This is a genomic window from Sphingopyxis macrogoltabida (genome assembly GCF_001307295.1).
In the GTDB taxonomy this organism is placed as follows: domain Bacteria; phylum Pseudomonadota; class Alphaproteobacteria; order Sphingomonadales; family Sphingomonadaceae; genus Sphingopyxis; species Sphingopyxis macrogoltabida_B.
Genome location: NZ_CP012700.1, coordinates 2,041,055 through 2,057,219, shown reverse-complemented (window position 1 = coordinate 2,057,219; position 16,165 = coordinate 2,041,055). Strand labels below are relative to the sequence as shown.

18 protein-coding genes are annotated in these 16,165 nt (G+C 66.0%); 12 read left to right on the top strand and 6 right to left on the bottom strand.

Features of this window, described 5'->3' with window-relative positions:
* The first annotated feature begins 7 nt into the window (after nt 1-7).
* A complete protein-coding gene (locus AN936_RS09775; RefSeq protein ID WP_054587984.1) occupies nt 8-550 on the top strand; it encodes a DUF1003 domain-containing protein in 543 nt (180 codons plus the stop codon).
* Here AN936_RS09775 and arr read toward each other — a convergent pair.
* The 3 genes from arr to AN936_RS09760 form a co-directional block, all read right to left on the bottom strand.
* Nucleotides 543-965, bottom strand: a complete 423-nt coding sequence (gene arr / locus AN936_RS09770; RefSeq protein ID WP_054590208.1) for an NAD(+)--rifampin ADP-ribosyltransferase — start codon at nt 963-965, stop codon at nt 543-545. The genes AN936_RS09775 and arr overlap by 8 nt on opposite strands.
* Before the next feature lie 242 nt (nt 966-1,207).
* Complete coding sequence (locus tag AN936_RS09765) at nt 1,208-2,203, bottom strand: aldo/keto reductase (RefSeq protein ID WP_054587983.1); 996 nt, start codon at nt 2,201-2,203, stop codon at nt 1,208-1,210.
* On the bottom strand, nt 2,200-3,453 hold the full coding sequence (locus AN936_RS09760) for a dicarboxylate/amino acid:cation symporter (RefSeq protein ID WP_084758267.1): 1,254 nt from the start codon (nt 3,451-3,453) through the stop codon (nt 2,200-2,202). The genes AN936_RS09765 and AN936_RS09760 overlap by 4 nt, the downstream gene beginning before the upstream one ends.
* 124 nt (nt 3,454-3,577) lie before the next feature.
* Here AN936_RS09760 and glmM point away from each other — a divergent pair, with 124 nt between their 5' ends.
* The 7 genes from glmM to folP all read left to right on the top strand — a co-directional run bounded on the left by glmM (nt 3,578) and on the right by folP (nt 10,613).
* The gene (gene glmM, locus AN936_RS09755; RefSeq protein ID WP_054587982.1) at nt 3,578-4,924 is read left to right on the top strand and encodes a phosphoglucosamine mutase; all 1,347 of its coding nucleotides are present in this window, start codon (nt 3,578-3,580) and stop codon (nt 4,922-4,924) included.
* On the top strand, nt 4,917-5,141 hold the full coding sequence (locus AN936_RS09750; protein ID WP_054587981.1) for a DUF1272 domain-containing protein: 225 nt from the start codon (nt 4,917-4,919) through the stop codon (nt 5,139-5,141). The genes glmM and AN936_RS09750 overlap by 8 nt, the downstream gene beginning before the upstream one ends.
* On the top strand, nt 5,138-6,280 hold the full coding sequence (gene thiD / locus AN936_RS09745; RefSeq protein WP_054587980.1) for a bifunctional hydroxymethylpyrimidine kinase/phosphomethylpyrimidine kinase: 1,143 nt from the start codon (nt 5,138-5,140) through the stop codon (nt 6,278-6,280). Before AN936_RS09750 ends, thiD begins: the two co-directional genes overlap by 4 nt.
* Nucleotides 6,281-6,416: 136 nt before the next feature.
* On the top strand, nt 6,417-6,971 hold the full coding sequence (locus AN936_RS09740; protein WP_173585649.1) for a ribonuclease HII: 555 nt from the start codon (nt 6,417-6,419) through the stop codon (nt 6,969-6,971).
* Nucleotides 6,972-6,989: 18 nt separating this feature from the next.
* Entirely contained in the window at nt 6,990-7,886 is an 897-nt protein-coding gene (locus tag AN936_RS09735) for an oxidoreductase (protein ID WP_054587978.1), read from the top strand.
* Between the two features lie 345 nt (nt 7,887-8,231).
* A complete protein-coding gene (locus tag AN936_RS09730; RefSeq protein WP_054587977.1) occupies nt 8,232-9,383 on the top strand; it encodes a site-specific DNA-methyltransferase in 1,152 nt (383 codons plus the stop codon).
* A gap of 99 nt (nt 9,384-9,482) precedes the next feature.
* Complete coding sequence (folP, locus tag AN936_RS09725) at nt 9,483-10,613, top strand: dihydropteroate synthase (protein ID WP_054587976.1); 1,131 nt, start codon at nt 9,483-9,485, stop codon at nt 10,611-10,613.
* Here folP and AN936_RS09720 read toward each other — a convergent pair.
* From AN936_RS09720 to AN936_RS09710, 3 genes are all read right to left on the bottom strand, one after another.
* Nucleotides 10,610-10,954: an ArsR/SmtB family transcription factor gene (locus tag AN936_RS09720; RefSeq protein WP_234715792.1), complete on the bottom strand. Its 345-nt coding sequence runs from the start codon at nt 10,952-10,954 to the stop codon at nt 10,610-10,612. The two genes, folP and AN936_RS09720, sit on opposite strands and share 4 nt — an antisense overlap.
* Nucleotides 10,951-11,607 (bottom strand): SRPBCC family protein, encoded by a 657-nt coding sequence (locus tag AN936_RS09715; protein ID WP_054587974.1) that lies wholly within the window; start codon nt 11,605-11,607, stop codon nt 10,951-10,953. The genes AN936_RS09720 and AN936_RS09715 overlap by 4 nt, the downstream gene beginning before the upstream one ends.
* Before the next feature lie 87 nt (nt 11,608-11,694).
* On the bottom strand, nt 11,695-13,131 hold the full coding sequence (locus AN936_RS09710) for a sigma-54-dependent transcriptional regulator (protein WP_054587973.1): 1,437 nt from the start codon (nt 13,129-13,131) through the stop codon (nt 11,695-11,697).
* A gap of 237 nt (nt 13,132-13,368) precedes the next feature.
* Here AN936_RS09710 and AN936_RS09705 point away from each other — a divergent pair, with 237 nt between their 5' ends.
* The 4 genes from AN936_RS09705 (at nt 13,369) to AN936_RS09690 (ending at nt 16,087) form a co-directional block, all read left to right on the top strand.
* Nucleotides 13,369-13,491 carry an aa3-type cytochrome c oxidase subunit IV gene (locus tag AN936_RS09705; protein ID WP_054587972.1) on the top strand — a complete coding sequence of 41 codons (123 nt, stop codon included), beginning with the start codon at nt 13,369-13,371 and terminating at the stop codon, nt 13,489-13,491.
* A 12-nt stretch (nt 13,492-13,503) separates the two neighbouring features.
* Entirely contained in the window at nt 13,504-14,625 is a 1,122-nt protein-coding gene (locus tag AN936_RS09700) for an NAD(P) transhydrogenase subunit alpha (RefSeq protein ID WP_054587971.1), read from the top strand.
* Between the two features lie 107 nt (nt 14,626-14,732).
* Nucleotides 14,733-15,461, top strand: a complete 729-nt coding sequence (locus AN936_RS09695) for a fasciclin domain-containing protein (protein ID WP_201782979.1) — start codon at nt 14,733-14,735, stop codon at nt 15,459-15,461.
* A gap of 41 nt (nt 15,462-15,502) precedes the next feature.
* Nucleotides 15,503-16,087, top strand: a complete 585-nt coding sequence (locus AN936_RS09690; RefSeq protein WP_054587970.1) for a fasciclin domain-containing protein — start codon at nt 15,503-15,505, stop codon at nt 16,085-16,087.
* The last annotated feature ends 78 nt before the right edge of the window (nt 16,088-16,165 follow it).

Genomic DNA, 16,165 nt, shown 5'->3' with positions numbered 1-16,165 from the left:
GAGCGGCATGAACGCGGGCACGCATCTCAACGACCTGTCGCTGCGCCTGCTCGGCCGCGCCTTCGATCAGCTCGATCCCGAAGAAGTCCGCGTCGTGCAGGCGATCGCCGCGCGCGCGCCGAGCAGCCGCGACGCCGCCGATATCGGCGATGCGCAGGCGAGCACCGGCGACCGGCTCGCCGACCGCGTCGCGGCGGTCGGCGGCTCGTGGGGGTTCATCATCGTTTTCACACTGGTGCTGCTCGGCTGGATGCTGCTCAATTCGGAGGTTTTGCAGCGCTTCGGGCTCGCCTTCGACCCCTATCCCTTCATCTTCCTCAACCTGATGCTCTCGACGCTCGCCGCGGTGCAGGCGCCGATCATCATGATGAGCCAGAACCGCCAGTCGGCAAAGGACCGGCTGACCGCGAGCGTCGACTACGAGATCAACCTGCGCGCCGAGCTCGAAATCATGCGGCTGCACGAAAAGCTCGACCAGATGCGGATCGGCGAGCTGGCAGCAAAGGTCGACGAGCTATGCGCGCGGATGGATCAAAAGGGCATCAGTTGATGATTTCGCCGCGTTGGTCCGAAGGCAGCGCGATCAGCCTTTCGCGCCACATCTGCAGCGCTTCGGGCGTCAATCGGGGCCAATCGGTGATTTCGCCAAGGATCCTGAGCGGCGCGCTGCTGCGGTAAGAGCGGGTGGGATTGCCCGGAAATTTCTTGTCGGTGACATTGGGGTCATTCTCATATGCCCCGGTCGGCTCGACGAGGTAGACGCGCGGGACGGCGTCGCCTTCGATAAGTTCTGCCGCAATTTCAGCGGCAAGCCCTGCACCACTTACGAGCGCTGTGAAGTAGATATGGTTCATCACCACTTCGGGGCGATAGTTCGAGGGGCGGCCCGCCATGAGGAAATCGCCGACGCGCAAATCGGCGATCGTGCCGTGAAAGAACGGCCCCTCGTCCAGCACTTCGGCCATCGTCATCGTCCTTGTCTTTGCGAGCCCGCTTTTTGGCCGGCGACCCCATCCGTCGTCACCCCGGACTTGATCCGGGGTCCATCGCAGCGCGGAAGTATGGACCCCGGATCAAGTCGGCGCTTATCCCTCTCGAACAAGTAGATGTACCCCGGCGAAAGCCGGGGTACACATGTTACTAGCCTATACGGCATAACTCCCGATCAAGTCCGGGGTGACGAAGAGAGGAAATTCGCGGTCGATCGCTATAGCCGCACCATCCGCATGCCTTGTTCCCCGTAGCGCGGTCCGTTCGTCCCGCCTTTCGGCGCGGCTGCGTCAATCGCGGCAAGGTCGTCGGCGGTCAGCGTCACCTCGGCGGCGCCGACGCTGTCCTCCATCGTCGCGCGGCGCTTGGTGCCGGGGATGGGGACGATATCGTCGCCCTGCGCGAGCAGCCAGGCGAGCGCGACCTGCGCGTTCGACACGCCGTGCTTCGCCGCGACCCCGGCAATCGCATCGACGATCGCGAGGTTGGCGGGGAGGTTCTCCTCCGAATAGCGCGGATCGTTCCGCCGCCAGTCATTTTCGGGCAATTCGTCGCGGCTGCGGATCGTGCCGGCAAGGAAACCGCGGCCGAGCGGCGAATAGGGGATGAAGCCGATGCCGTTGTCGCGGCAGGCGGGCAGGATTTCGTCCTCCACCTCGCGTTCCCAGATCGAATATTCGCTCTGCAATGCGGTGATCGGCGCCGCCTTGGCGGCGCGGCGGATCGTCTCGGGTCCGGCTTCGGACAGCGCGATGTGGCGGACCTTGCCCTCCTTGACCAGCTCCATCATCCCGCCGACGACCTCCTCGATCGCGATCGAGGGATCGACGCGGTGCTGGTAGAACAGGTCGATCGTGTCGATGCCGAGACGCTGGAGCGAGCCTTCGCACGCGGCGCGGGCGTTGGCGGGCGATCCGTCGACCCCGACGATCTTCTGGCCTTCGAACCGGAAACCGAATTTGGTCGCGATGACCAGCCCGTCGCGCTTGCCGCGGATCGCTTCGCCGAGCAGTTCCTCGTTGCTGAACGGGCCATAGATTTGCGCGGTGTCGAAAAAGGTGACGCCAAGGTCGATCGCGCGATGAATAGTGCGCGTCGATTCGCCGAGGTCGGCATTTTCGCCATAGAGGATGTTGCCGCCCTTGATCATCGGCATGCAGCCGATGCCGATGGCGGAGACTTTAAGGCCGTGGCCGAGCGTGCGATATTTCATGGGGTGACTCCTGCGGGGGGACTGTCGTCTTCTACACCGTCGGCGGCATATTTGGTCGCCGCGACGTCCGCCACGACATTGCCGAGGGTGCGGAAGATATCGGGAAAGGTTTCGACCGCGACGAGCAGGCCGAGTGGCGCGACGGGCACGCCCATCGCAATCGCGATCGGCGCGATCGAGGTTACGAAGCTGATCGAGCCCGGCAGGCTGACCGAAGAGAGCGCCGCGGCCAGCGCGACGCCGAGGCCGACCGCCATTTCCAGCGGCGTCAGTTCGACCCCGAACAGCCACGCGACATAGACGACGACCGCGAGGTTCATCGCCGGACTGGTGAAGCGGAACAAGGCGACCGCGAGCGGCAGCACGATATCGGCCTTCTTGGGCTCGACGCCGAGCTCGGCCGACGATTTGAGCATCGCGGGCAGGCTGGCGAGCGAGCTTTGCGTGCTGATCGCGACCGCAAAGGTCGGCACCATCGCACGGACGAAGCGCGGCAAGGGTATGCCGACGACGAACACCGCAAGCGCGATCCCGAGGATGATTGTGCAGACGCCGATCGCCGACAGCATCAGCACATAATGGACGAGCCCGCCGAAAGCGGCGACCCCGGCCTTGACCGCGAGCGCATAGCCGAGCGCGAAGACGCCGAGCGGCGCGAGCGCCAGCACCCAGCCGATGACGACGAGCATCGCGTCGCCCAAGGCCTTGAAAAACCCCGACAGCGTTGCGCGCTCGGTGTCGCCGATGCGGCTGATCGCGAAGGCGAAAATGGTCGTGAAGACGATCAGCGGCAGGATCGAGGTGTCGGCCGCCGCGGCGATCGGATTGGTCGGGATCAGGCCGAGGACGAAATCGGTCAAGGTGGGCGAGGGGACGGCGTCGGTCGAACCGCCGAGCCCATGCCGCAGCCCGTCGGCGGCCGCGGCGGACATCGGAAAGGCGCGCAGCAGGAGCGGCAGCACCAGCAGGGTCATCAGCCCGGCGAGCAGGTTGGCGCCGATGAAGATCGCCACGGCGCGGCCCGCCAGCTTGCCCGCCCGCGCGGCATCGGCGGTCGCGGTGATACCGGTGATCAGCAACGCGACGATCAGCGGGATGATCGTCATCTTGAGCGCATTGAGCCAGAGCAGGCCGACCCATTCGATATAGGGCAGCGATGCCGTGCCCCATTCGACCGAGATCGTCTCGACCGCGACGCCCAGCAACATACCGGCGATCAGCGCCGAGAGGATGATCCATGCGGATTTCACGACCGATTCACCTGCGAACCCCTCCGGCCAGCTTGCCAAGCAAAAACGGGTGACCTAGGGCCGTCGCCGGGGGTGGCCGGGACAAGCTCTTGTCTCGATGTTCCGCTTAAGTAGCAGAGGTGGCATGCGCAAGTTTTTCGGAACCGACGGTATCCGCGGACTGACCAACCAGATTCCGATGACCGTCGAGGTCGCGATGCGCGTCGGCATGGCGGCGGGCGCGCATTTCCTGCGCGGCGACCACAAACATCGCGTCGTGATCGGCAAGGATACGCGTATTTCGGGCTATATGCTCGAAAATGCGCTCGTCGCGGGTTTTACCAGCGTCGGCATGGATGTCGTGCAGGTCGGGCCGATGCCGACCCCGGCGGTAGCGATGCTGACGCGCTCGATGCGCGCCGACCTTGGCGTCATGCTGTCGGCCAGCCACAACCCCTTTTACGACAACGGGATCAAGCTGTTCGGGCCCGACGGCTATAAATTATCCGACGAGGACGAGGTCCAGATCGAAATGTTGCTCGCGAGCGAACCGAAGCTCGCCGAACCGGCGCAGATCGGCCGTGCCAAGCGGATCGAGGACGCGCGCGGCCGTTATATCCACGCGGTGAAGCAGAGCCTGCCCGAATCGGTTCGCCTCGACGGACTGAAGATCGTCCTCGATTGCGCCAATGGCGCCGCTTACAACAGCGCCCCGACGGTGTTCTGGGAACTCGGCGCCGACGTGATTTCGGTCGGGGTTTCTCCCAACGGCACCAACATCAACGACAAATGCGGCTCGACCGCACCGCAGTTGCTCCAGGAAACCGTCGTCGCGAGCGGAGCCGACATCGGTATCGCGCTCGACGGCGATGCCGACCGGCTGATCGTCGTCGACGAAAAGGGCGCGATCGTCGACGGCGACCAGATCATGGGACTGATCGGCGCGAGCTGGGCGCGGCAGGGGCGGCTGAAGGGCGGCGGCGTCGTCGCGACGGTGATGTCGAACCTTGGCCTCGAGCGCTTCCTCGAAGGCGAGGGGCTGCGGCTCGAACGCACCAAGGTCGGCGACCGCTATGTCCTCGAACGGATGAAGGAAGGCGGCTTCAACGTCGGCGGCGAACAGTCGGGGCATATGATTCTGTCGGACCATGCGACGACCGGCGACGGCACGCTGGCCGGGCTGCAGGTGCTCGCCGAGCTCGTCGCGGCGGACCGGCCGGCGAGCGAATTGCTCCACCAGTTCGATGCGGTGCCGCAGCTTTTGAAGAATGTCCGCTTCGCGGGCGGCAAGCCGCTCGAAAACGGCAATGTCCAGACCGCCATCGCCGACGGCGAGGCGGCGCTCGCCGGGCGCGGGCGCCTCGTCATCCGCGCCTCGGGCACCGAGCCCGTCATCCGCGTGATGGCGGAGGGCGACGATGCCGGACAAGTTGAACAGGTCGTCGATATGATATGCGACGCCGTAAAGGAGGCAGCGAACCGCCATGCTTGAAATGCGACCCGATTGTGAAAAGTGCGGGCGTGATCTGCCCGCGAACGCCCATGGGGCGTTCATCTGCTCGTTCGAATGCACCTTCTGTGCGAATTGCGCCGACCGGCTCGACGAGCAATGCCCCAATTGCGGCGGCGACCTGCTCGACCGGCCGCTGCGCGAAGGCGCGGCGCTGGCGAAATTCCCCGGATCGACGGTGCGAAAGTATAAGGGTTGACCGCACGCGTCCTGATCATTGCCGGATCGGACAGCGGCGGCGGCGCCGGCATCCAGGCCGATATCAAGACGGTGACGATGCTTGGCGGCCATGCGATGACCGCGATTGCCGCAATCACCGCGCAGAACAGCATGGGCGTGCAGGGCGTGCACGCGATCCCGGCCGAGATGGTGCTGATGCAGATCGACAGCGTCGTTCAGGACATCGGCGTCGATGCGGTCAAGATCGGCATGATCGGCAGCGCCGAAACGGCGGCGGCGGTGGCCGAACGGCTCGCGCGCGCCGACCTGGCGACGACGCCGGTCGTGTTCGACCCCGTGATGGTGTCGACGAGCGGGTCGGTGCTTGCCGACGCCGCGACGATCCGCGCGTTCGAGGCGCTGATGCAGCGCGCCACGGTCGCAACGCCCAATCTGGGCGAACTCGACGCCTTGGGTGGCGAGGCGGCAGTGCTCGCGCACGGCTGCGCGCTGCTCGTCAAGGGCGGGCATGGCGCGGGCGAGACGGTGACCGACCGCCTGCTCGAACCCGATGCGGGCGAGGTCGCGCGCTGGGAGGCGCCGCGCATCGACAGCCGGCACACCCACGGCACCGGCTGCACGCTGGCGAGCGCGATCGCGTGCGGGCTGGCGCAGGGCATGCCGCTTGAGCCCGCAGTGGCGCGGGCGCGCGATTTCGTGCGGCTGGCGCTGCTCGATGCGCCGGGACTGGGCGAGGGGCATGGCCCGATGGGACAGCAGGCGGTGCGCAACGACGGGCTGTTCACCGGCCCGGCGCTCAACCAGTTCACGCTGCCCGCAACCGATTATGCGGCGTCGGTCGGCTTCTACAAACAACTCGGCCTGACGCAGATCGTCGACAGCCCGGACAATGGTTATGCGCGCTTCGAGGCGATCAATGGCGTGACGCTGTCGATCCATGTGGGCGACGGCGAGGCGGGCGGCGCGACGGCCTATCTGGAAAGCGGCGCGCTCGACGCGTGGGTCGCCTATCTGGCGCGGCGCGGGGTTCGTTTCGACCAGATGCCGAAGGACGAGGACTGGGGCTGGCGCGAGGCGCGGCTGACCGATCCGGCTGGCAACCGGCTGTGCCTGTACCAGGCGGGCGAATATCGGAGGTATCCGCCGTGGCGTATCTGATCTTGCGCGGCGTTTCCTTGTCCCGTTCGTGTCGAGCGAAGTCGAGACACCCTTCGACCTTGCGCCATGCTGACGGGCATCTCGACTTCGCTCGATGCGAACGGGAACTAAACCCCGGTTCGCTGGATCGCTCCGAATGATTGTCGGGGTCGACGAGGCCGGCCGCGGGCCGCTCGCCGGGCCGGTCGTCGCGGCGGCGGTGCTGCTCTGCGAAGGCGGTATCACCGGGCTCGACGATTCGAAGAAGCTCTCCGCCAGGCGTCGCGGCGAGCTGGAGATCGAAATCAAGGCGCGCTGCCGCTGGGGCGTTGGCGAGGCGAGTGTCGCCGAGATCGACCGCATCAACATCCTGCAGGCGACCTTCCTCGCGATGACGCGCGCGGTCGAGGCGCTGGGTTTCGAGCCCGCCGAAGTGCTCGTCGACGGCAACCGGCTGCCGCGTTGGCGCTATACGGCGACCGCGGTGATCGGCGGCGACGCGATCCACCCGTGCATCTCGGCGGCGAGCATCATCGCGAAAGAGCATCGCGACCGCTATATGATTACGATGGCGCGCGAGTTTCCTGCTTTTGGCTGGGAGACCAACATGGGCTATGGTACCGCGCACCATCTCGCGGCGTTACGGCAACACGGCCCGACACCGCTCCATCGGACCAGTTTTGCGCCGGTCGCTCAACTGCATCTGGTCTGAAACACGCAGGAGAGCGTCATGCGCAGCGGGTTCACGGCCGACGATGTCGGCACGCAGACGGGGCGCTCCTTCCTGGTTACCGGTGCCAATGCCGGGATCGGTTTCGAGACAGCACGCGTGCTGGCGGCGCGCGGCGCGCATGTCATCCTCGCGTGCCGCGATGCCGATCGGGCCGAGGCGGCGATGAACCGCATCCGGGCCGACGTTCCGGCGGCCGAACTGTCGTTCCAGCCGCTCGACCTTGCCGACCTCGATCAGGTCCGCGACGCGGCAAACGCGGTGCTCGCCGGGTCACGGATCGACGTGCTGGTGAACAATGCCGGGATCATGATCCCGCCGAAAACACTCACCAGGCAAGGGTTTGAATCGCAATTCGGGGTCAATCACCTCGGCACCTTTGCCTTTACCGGGCTGGTGCACCCCCATGTCGACGACCGCATCGTCATCACCTCCAGCATCGCTCACAAGGGCGGCGAGATCGATTTCAGCGACCTGTCGGCCAGCCGCAGCTACCACAATTGGCAGCGCTACCAGACGAGCAAGCTCGCCAACCTGCTCCATATGTTCGAACTCGACCGGCGATTGGGCGCCGCCGGCCGCGCGACGCAGGCGATCGGCTGCCATCCCGGCGTCGCGCTCACCGAACTGACGCGCCACCTGCCGCTGCCGCTGCGCAGCATGACGCCGCTCGCCGCGCCCTTTTTCAACAGCGCCGCGCAGGGCGCCTGGCCGACGTTGCAGGCAGCGACCGGAGTCAATGTGCAGGGCGGCGATTATCTGGGGCCGCAGGGGCTCGGCGAAATATCGGGCCGCTCGGGCCCGGCGCGCGCGACGCGCACCGCGCGCGATCCGAAGCTCGCGCGCGAACTGTGGGTGCGTTCGGTCGAACTGACCGGTGTCGACCCCGGGATATAATTCCTCCCTGCCGCTAAGCGGTGGGGAGGGGGACCATGCGAAGCATGGTGGAGGGGCTAAGGCGTCGCGTTAAAGCCCCTCCGTCAGCGCTTCGCGCTGCCACCTCCCCATGGCTTCGCCACAGGGAGGAGCAATTTTGAAATTTTTTTCGCCACTGAGTCCCCATCGACACACCACCAGTGGTTGAGTCTCCGAGTCGCGACGGACTCCATATGTCGTGGCAGACTCCTTTCGTTCTCATCCCGTTAACCAGTTGGTGACGCGGAATCCCTAGAGTCCTGCGCTTGACGGCGGACTCCGCCTGACTCATCAGGGCCTTCTTTCGGACGAAGACAGGGGCGAAACATGGGTGTGATGGAACGGGTCAAGGCCCCGGCGGCGAAGCAGCGCGCGGCGAAACCGGCGCCACAATCGACGCACGCCGACCTGCCGCTCGACAGCATCCTGCAGGGCGATTGCGTCGAAATGATGCGCAGCCTGCCGGCCGCATCGGTCGACATGATTTTTGCCGATCCGCCGTATAATCTCCAGCTCGGCGGCGACCTGCTGCGTCCCGACGGCAGCCAGGTCGATGCGGTCGACGACGACTGGGACAAGTTCGATAGCCTCGCGACCTATGACCGTTTTACCCACGCGTGGCTTAGGGAAGCGAAGCGCATCCTGAAGCCCGGCGGCAGCATCTGGGTGATCGGCAGCTATCACAACATCTTCCGCGTCGGCACCGCGCTGCAGGACCAAGGCTATTGGATCCTCAACGACATCGTGTGGCGCAAGGCGAACCCGATGCCCAATTTCAAGGGCACCCGCTTCACCAACGCGCATGAGACGCTGATCTGGGCATCGATGGGCGAAAAGGCGCGCTACACCTTCAACTATCGCGCGATGAAGACGCTGAACGACGAGCTGCAGATGCGCAGCGACTGGCTGATCCCGATCTGCGGCGGTCCCGAACGGCTCAAGAAGGGCGGCCACAAGGTCCATCCGACCCAAAAGCCCGAAGCCTTGCTTTATCGCATCCTGCTCGCCTGCTCGAACCCCGGCGACGTGATCCTCGATCCCTTTTTCGGCACCGGCACGACGGGCGCCGTCGCCAAGCGGCTCGGACGCCATTTCATCGGGATCGAGCGCGAGGACGACTATATCGAGGCCGCGCTGGAGCGGATCGAGATGGCGCTGCCGCTCGACGAAAGCGCGGTGAAGACGATGATGGCACCCAAGGCCGCGACCCGCGTCGCTTTCGGCACGCTCGTCGAATGCGGCATGATCGCGCCGGGGACGGTGCTGACCGACACCAAGCGTCGCTGGAAAGCGAAGGTGCGCGTCGACGGCAGCCTCGAATGCCAGGGGCAGCCGGCCGGGTCGATCCACAAGGTTGGCGCCGGATTGCAAGGCGCGCCGAGCTGCAACGGCTGGACCTTCTGGCACCTCGATACCGGCAAGGAATTGCGCGTGATCGATGCGGTGCGGCAGGACTGGCTGCTGGCCAACGAGGCGTAACAGCACGGCGTCATTGCGAGCGAAGCGAAGCAATCCAGAGCTGGCGTAAACCGCCCTGGATTGCTTCGCTTCGCTCGCAATGACGGGTAAGGGAGAGCGATGTTTACCCCACTCACCAAACCCGCCCTCGGCAGCGCCTCGGCGGACGCCCAAATCTATTGCCGCCCCGCCTGCTTTGTCGACCGGCCGCACGAACTGGACGACGGCTGTCAGCGCATCGCCGACACGATGGTCTGGTTCGCTGCGTGGCAGGTCAGCCTGCGCGACGATGGCGTGGTGAAATCCGCCATCGTGACCGTCGCCGAATTCGACGACTGGATCGCCGCGATGCCCGATACGCTCGCGCGGGCGGCTACCACGCAGCGTGCCGCGACCGTGCGTCCGCGCGGCGCGCTCCAACTCGGCGAGCGAACGATCCGGCTGAACGAACCGCAGTTGATGGGCATATTGAACGTCACGCCCGACAGCTTTTCGGACGGCGGCAAGCATGTCGATACCGCAGCGGCGGTCGATGCGGGCTTTGCGATGGCGTCGGCTGGCGCAGCGATCATCGACGTCGGGGGCGAATCGACGCGCCCGGGCGCGCCGCTCGTCTGGGAAGGCGACGAGATTCAGCGGATCGAGGGCGTCGTCGCGGGGCTGGCGAAAGGCGGCGTCGCGGTCTCGATCGACACGCGCAAGGCCGCGGTGATGGAGGCCGCGCTCGGGGCGGGGGCGGGGATCGTCAACGATATTTCGGCGCTGCGTTACGACGATCGCGCGATGGAGGTCGTTGTCCGCGCCCGCTGCCCGGTCGTGCTGATGCACGCCCCGGCCGCCAAGAGCGATCCGCATGCGGGCGGCGGTTATGACCATGTGCTGTTCGACGTGTACGACATGCTCGCCGAGCGGGTCGCGGCATGCGTCGCGGCGGGGATCGATCCGGCAAGGATTATCGTCGATCCGGGGCTGGGTTTCGGCAAGGGAATTGCCGACAATCTCGCGCTGATCAACGGTCTCGCGCTGTTCCATACATTGGGTTGCCCGATCCTGTTCGGCGCCAGCCGCAAGCGGATGATCGGCGCGCTCGACAATGAAGCGCCCGCCGACCAGCGGCTCGGCGGAACGGTGGCGCTCCATTATCAGGCGGCATCGCAGGGCGCGCAGATGCTGCGCATTCACGATGTCTCCGAAAACCGGCAGGCGCTGAGGGTGTGGCGCGGGCTGCGCGATGCGGCGCTGACCGCCTAGCTTTCCTGCTCTCTGCGCCGCGCCTTCTTGCCCCGCGCCACTTCGGTCGCGAGGGCTTCGAAGCGCGGTTCCCATGTGCCGCGGAAACGCTGCACCCATGCATCGACTTCGTCGAAGCGTTCGGGCGCGACCGCATAGAGCCGTCGCCGTCCTTCGGCGCGCGATGTCGCGAAGCCGCTGTCGCGCAATATACGCAGGTGCTGCGACACCGCAGGCTGCGAAATCGAAAATTCGGCGGCGATCACCTCGACGATCGCGCCCGACGCCTGCGTGCCGTCCGCAAGCAGTTCGAGGATGCGGCGGCGGACCGGATCGCCGAGGATATCGAAGGCGTGCATCATTCGGGGGCGGCGGTGCCGGTATAGAAGGCGGTCGTGCTGGCGCCCGCGCGGCTCGCGGCATCTGCGGCGGTGCCATAGGCGATCGAGGCGGCGGTCCATGAATCGCTGCTCGACGTCGCGAAGGCCCTGCCTTCATCACTCAGCGGCCAGCTATCCTCGGCAAAGCGCTCCTGCACCGCCGCGCCGGTTTCGAGGTGCCAGGCGAGGCCGAGTAGCGACAGGTCCCAGCCGACGCCGACGGCGCCGGGACCGAATTTGTCCCAGAACTCCTCGGACTTGTCGTCGAGCGGGGCGATATGGCGCAGGGTCAGGCGCGTGCTGTCGTCGCCGGTTTCGGCCAGTTCGACCTCGACCCAGCTCATCCCGCCGCCGAACTCCCAGGTCAGCGCGAAATGGCGCGGCGGCGTGCACGCGGTGACGGTGCCGCCGGCATTGCCCTTGATCTGATATCTGCCGCCAAGCGAAAGGTCGCCTTCGACCGGCGCGAACCAGCGCGGAATGCGTTCCTTGTCGGTGATCGCGTTCCACAGATCGTCGATACCGGTGGCATAGTCGCGCGACGCGACGACGGCGCGGCAGGGCTCGCCCGCATGCGTCACATCTTCGACCTTGCGGACGACCATGGCGGCTTGGGCGGCGGTATCGAACGGCATGATGATTCTCGCGGTTGGTGCCGGGATATTTATATAAGTACAAACTTATATATCAAGCGCGATCGGCTGGACGGAGTTCGCAGCGGGTCAGGCCGCGGTGTCGATCCCCAGATCGGCGAGCTTGCGGTACAGCGTCGAGCGGCCGATGCCGAGCCGCCGCGCCACTTCGCTCATCCGGCCGCGATAATGGCCGATGGCCAGGCGGATGACGTCGGCCTCGATCTCTTCGAGCGGGCGGAGGTTGCCGTCGGGCAGGTACAGGGTGACCCCGATCGCTTCGCCGTTGATCGCGACATTGCCGTCGCTCGTCACGCCGCCGCTGCCGCCGAGCGTCGCCTCGATCGCCTTGAAATCGGCGCTGGTGAGGACGTCGGTCTTGCTCTCGACCGCGGCGCGGAACAGCACGTCCTGAAGCTGGCGGACATTGCCCGGCCAGGCATAGGCGGCGAGCAGGCGCAGCGCGTCGTCGGTAACTCCGATCGTGCCCATCCCCGGCAAGCTGCTGATCCGCTGGAGCAGATGCCGCGCCAGCGGGCCGACGTCGCCGCGGCGTTCGCTGAGCGAGGGCAGGGTGAATTGCGCGCTCGACAGCGCGTAGAACAGGTCTTCGCGGAAATGCCCCGCCTCGATCAGCTTGTCGAGCGGGCTGGCGCTCGTCGCGATGATGCGGACGTCGACGCTCTGGCGGATGCTGCCGCCGATCATCTGCACTTCGCCGCTGCCCAGGAATTCGACGAGCTTCGCCTGCGTTTCCAGCGGGATGCATTCGACATGGTCGATGATGATGCTGCCCGCATCGGCCTGCACCAGCCGGCCGACCTGGCGATCGAACGCGCCGGGGAAGGCGCCGCGTTCGTGGCCGAACAGTCCCGATCCGATCAGGCCGGGCGACACCGCCGAACAATCGACCATCACCAGCGCGCCGCGGGCGCGCGGGCTGGCGCTGTGGATCGCGCGGGCGAAAACTTCCTTGCCGGTGCCGGGGCGGCCGTTGATCATCACCGGCACCCGCGCCCGCGCTGCCTTGGCGGCAATGGCGAGCGCGCTGCGGAAATTGGGGCTCGACCCGATGATTTCCTCGAAAGCGAGCGGCGCGCGCAATTTTTCGGTGAGCGGGCGGAGTTCGCCCTGCGGGCCGCTCGTCGAAACGATGCGGTCGAGCGCGCTCAGCAGGCGGTCGGGGGCGATCGGCTTCTGGACGAAATCGCTTGCCCCGGCGCGCATCGCGCCGACCGCGACCTCGACCCCGTTGCGCATCGTGATGACGATCAGCGGCAGCGCGGGGCGCCAGCGGCGCAGTTCGGCGACGAATTCGGGGATCGACAGCCCGGAGATGCCCTGATCGACGATCACCGCATCGAGCGCCATGCCCTCCTGCGTCCCCAGTTTGGCCAGCGCGGTGTCGGTATCGGCGGCGATGACGCTGCGCCAGCCGCCGCGCGAGACGAGCGCTGACAGAAAGCGCTGCTGGGCAGGCTCGCTGTCGACGATCATCACCATTCGCGTGTCGCGGGTACTTGCCATCGCCTTCGAATCTGCCCCTTTATCGGCATGTTATGCCATTGTTCCGCCGTAGCGAACCCATTTAACGGATAGGGGTAAAAGGGCGATTAAGGCCATCGGGCTTTTGCCCAGCGGCGCGATTTTCCGCCAAAGCGGCACTTGAGCATATGGCATGGCGTGGCTAAGACCGGCGCGAAATCCGATTCTGCGGCGCGCGGCTGCGCGTGACGAAGCGGAAACTGGCTAAGGGGAACAGCGATGGCACAGCAGGAAATGAAGGCAGCGGAAGAAACCTACACGGGGTTCCTCAGCCTGCTGAAAATCGGATCGATCATCACTGCGATCGTCACGGTTTTCGTCGTCCTCCTCATCGCGTCCTGATCGGCCGCCGCCATGCGCATCGCTGTCCTGAAGGAACTCGCCGCCGGCGAGACCCGCGTCGCTGCAACACCCGAAACCGTGAAGAAATTCATCGGACTGGGCGCTGAAGTCGCGGTCGAGTCCGGGGCGGGCGAAGCCGCTTCGATCGCCGACGCCGACTATGGCGCCGCGGGCGCGAGCGTCGGCAGCCGCGCCGATGTGCTGAAGGGCGCGAACATCATCCTCGCCATCCAGGGCCCCGACCCGAAAGGACTCAAGGGCTTCGCCGACGGCGCCTGGCTTGCTGCTGGCCTGAACCCGTTCGGCGAGCGTGCGCGCGTCGACGACTATGCCAAGCTCGGCCTCGAGGCGCTGGCGATGGAATTCATGCCGCGCATCACGCGCGCGCAGTCGATGGACATCCTGTCGAGCCAGGCCAATCTCGCGGGTTACAAGGCGGTGCTGATGGCGGCGAACGCCTATGGCCGCGCCTTTCCGATGATGATGACCGCCGCGGGCACGGTCAGCGCCGCGAAGGCGTTCGTGATGGGCGTCGGCGTCGCGGGGCTGCAGGCGATCGCGACCGCGCGCCGTCTGGGCGCGCAGGTCAGCGCGACCGACGTGCGCGCCGCGACCAAGGAACAGATTCTCAGCCTCGGCGCCAAGCCGATCTTCGTCGAGACGGTCGCGGGGATCGAGGGTGAGGGCGCCGGCGGCTATGCCACCGAAATGTCGGACGAATATAAGGCGGCGCAGGCCGAACTCGTGTCGTCGCACATCGCGAAGCAGGACATCGTGATCACCACCGCGCTGATCCCGGGGCGCCCCGCGCCGCGGCTGATTTCGGACGCGCAGCTCGCGACGATGCGCGCGGGCAGCGTCATCGTCGACATGGCGGCCGAAAGCGGCGGCAATGTCGAGGGCGCGGTCGCCGGCGAGGCGAAGAAGATCCATGGCGTCACCGTCATCGGCGCGCAAAATATCGCCGCATTGATGCCCGCCGACACCAGCGCGCTGTTCAGCCGCAACCTGTTCAACTTCCTTTCTGCCTTCTGGGACAAGGAGCAGGGCAAGCCCGTGCTCGACGAGGAAATCGGCAACGCTGTTCGCCTGACGCAGGGCGGCAAGGTCGTGAACGAACGCCTGCTGGGGTAGAATTTCTATCCGAAAATGGCCGATTTCGGCCTTTTCATGAAACTTTCCGGGGGTAAGATGCGTTCAGGGTTTGAACACCCTGACGTTTCAACAACCGGAGATGATTGATGTTGCGTGCGAAGTTTTTCGCTTTTCCCCTTTTTGCCCTGACCGCCGCCGCGATGACCTTGCCCGCTTCTTATGCGCGGGCCGATGAAGGCGAAGAGACCGCTGCCGAAGCCGATGCCGCTGCCGGCGCGATGCAGGACGGCTGGAATATCGTCCAGAATGCGACGAGTTCGCCCGAACACAAGACGCTGGTGCAGGCGATCACCGCCGCCGGCCTAGCCGACACGCTGAGCGCCGCTGGCCCCTTTACCGTTTTCGCGCCGACCGATCAGGCATTTGCCGCGGTGCCGCAGCCGATGACCGCCTATCTGATGGATCCGATCAACAAGGATCATCTGGCGCAGGTGCTGAAATATCACGTCGTTCCCGGCGCCATCACCTCGACCGACCTATATGCCAAGATCAAGGCCGGCGGCGGCAAGACCACGCTGACCACGGTCGAGGGCGAGCCGCTGACCTTCACCGAGGTGCAGGGCAATATCAAGGTCGATGGCACGCAGGGCAGCTCGGGCTATGTGACACAGGCCGATGTCGCGCAGTCGAACGGCGTCATCCATGTCCTCAACGGCGTGCTGATGCCGACGCTGAAGGCAGCGGAGCCCGCCGCGGCCCCGGCTGCTCCCGCGACCGGCGCGGCTCCGGCCGCACCGGCCACTGACGCTGCACCGGCGACTGCCGAGCCTGCTCCGGCGGACGAAGCTGCTCCGGCAACCGACCCCGCGAACTGACGCAACAAAACTGTAACCCGCCGGGCCTAGGGGCGCTTCGCATGAAGAGCCATTTTGCAACGGCGCTGATCGCCGCAGGCCTCGGCCTGGCGGGTTGCAGCAGCAAATCCGACCCCGCACCGACCGAAAAGCAGAGCGTCGCGAGCCAGATCGCCGCCACCGTCGCGGCCGACCGGAACGGCACCATCGCCGCCGCGGTCGCGGCATCGCCGACGCACAAGATGCTCGCCACCGTGTTGCAACAGGCCGGGCTTGCGGCAAGCTTGTCGGGCACCGGCCCCTTCACGCTCTTCGCGCCGACCGACGACGCTTTCATCCAGGTGCCGCCGACGACGCGCGACGGCTGGATGCTGCCGGCGCAGAAACAGCTGCTTGCCGGCATTCTCCAATATCATGTCGTGCCCGGCAAGCTGACCGTCGCCGACCTGTCGGCGAAGATCGCCGCGGACGGCGGCAAGACGTTGCTCAAGACGGCCAGCGGCGAGGAACTGACCGCCAGCCTCAGCGGCAAGGCGATCCTGCTTACCAGCGCAAGCGGCAACCGGGCGACGGTGACGGCACCCGACATTCAGCAGGCCAACGGCGTGGTCCATGTCGTCGATGCGGTGCTGCTTCCGGCGATGTGACGCGCAACTTTGTTGCACTGCGACATTTTATGTCGTGAATTCCAGACATTTCCTGCTTTTTTGGGAGCTGAAGCGCGT

Excerpts from the sequence above, each read along its gene's own strand:
- AN936_RS09775 (WP_054587984.1), top strand. The coding sequence starts at position 8 with ATGAACGCGGGCACGCATCTCAACGACCTGTCGCTGCGCCTGCTCGGC.
- arr (WP_054590208.1), bottom strand. The coding sequence starts at position 965 with ATGGCCGAAGTGCTGGACGAGGGGCCGTTCTTTCACGGCACGATCGCC.
- AN936_RS09765 (WP_054587983.1), bottom strand. The coding sequence starts at position 2,203 with ATGAAATATCGCACGCTCGGCCACGGCCTTAAAGTCTCCGCCATCGGC.
- glmM (WP_054587982.1), top strand. The coding sequence starts at position 3,578 with ATGCGCAAGTTTTTCGGAACCGACGGTATCCGCGGACTGACCAACCAG.
- AN936_RS09750 (WP_054587981.1), top strand. The coding sequence starts at position 4,917 with ATGCTTGAAATGCGACCCGATTGTGAAAAGTGCGGGCGTGATCTGCCC.
- AN936_RS09740 (WP_173585649.1), top strand. The coding sequence starts at position 6,417 with ATGATTGTCGGGGTCGACGAGGCCGGCCGCGGGCCGCTCGCCGGGCCG.
- AN936_RS09735 (WP_054587978.1), top strand. The coding sequence starts at position 6,990 with ATGCGCAGCGGGTTCACGGCCGACGATGTCGGCACGCAGACGGGGCGC.
- AN936_RS09730 (WP_054587977.1), top strand. The coding sequence starts at position 8,232 with ATGGGTGTGATGGAACGGGTCAAGGCCCCGGCGGCGAAGCAGCGCGCG.
- folP (WP_054587976.1), top strand. The coding sequence starts at position 9,483 with ATGTTTACCCCACTCACCAAACCCGCCCTCGGCAGCGCCTCGGCGGAC.
- AN936_RS09720 (WP_234715792.1), bottom strand. The coding sequence starts at position 10,954 with ATGATGCACGCCTTCGATATCCTCGGCGATCCGGTCCGCCGCCGCATC.
- AN936_RS09715 (WP_054587974.1), bottom strand. The coding sequence starts at position 11,607 with ATGCCGTTCGATACCGCCGCCCAAGCCGCCATGGTCGTCCGCAAGGTC.
- AN936_RS09710 (WP_054587973.1), bottom strand. The coding sequence starts at position 13,131 with ATGGCAAGTACCCGCGACACGCGAATGGTGATGATCGTCGACAGCGAG.
- AN936_RS09705 (WP_054587972.1), top strand. The coding sequence starts at position 13,369 with ATGGCACAGCAGGAAATGAAGGCAGCGGAAGAAACCTACACGGGGTTC.
- AN936_RS09700 (WP_054587971.1), top strand. The coding sequence starts at position 13,504 with ATGCGCATCGCTGTCCTGAAGGAACTCGCCGCCGGCGAGACCCGCGTC.
- AN936_RS09695 (WP_201782979.1), top strand. The coding sequence starts at position 14,733 with ATGTTGCGTGCGAAGTTTTTCGCTTTTCCCCTTTTTGCCCTGACCGCC.
- AN936_RS09690 (WP_054587970.1), top strand. The coding sequence starts at position 15,503 with ATGAAGAGCCATTTTGCAACGGCGCTGATCGCCGCAGGCCTCGGCCTG.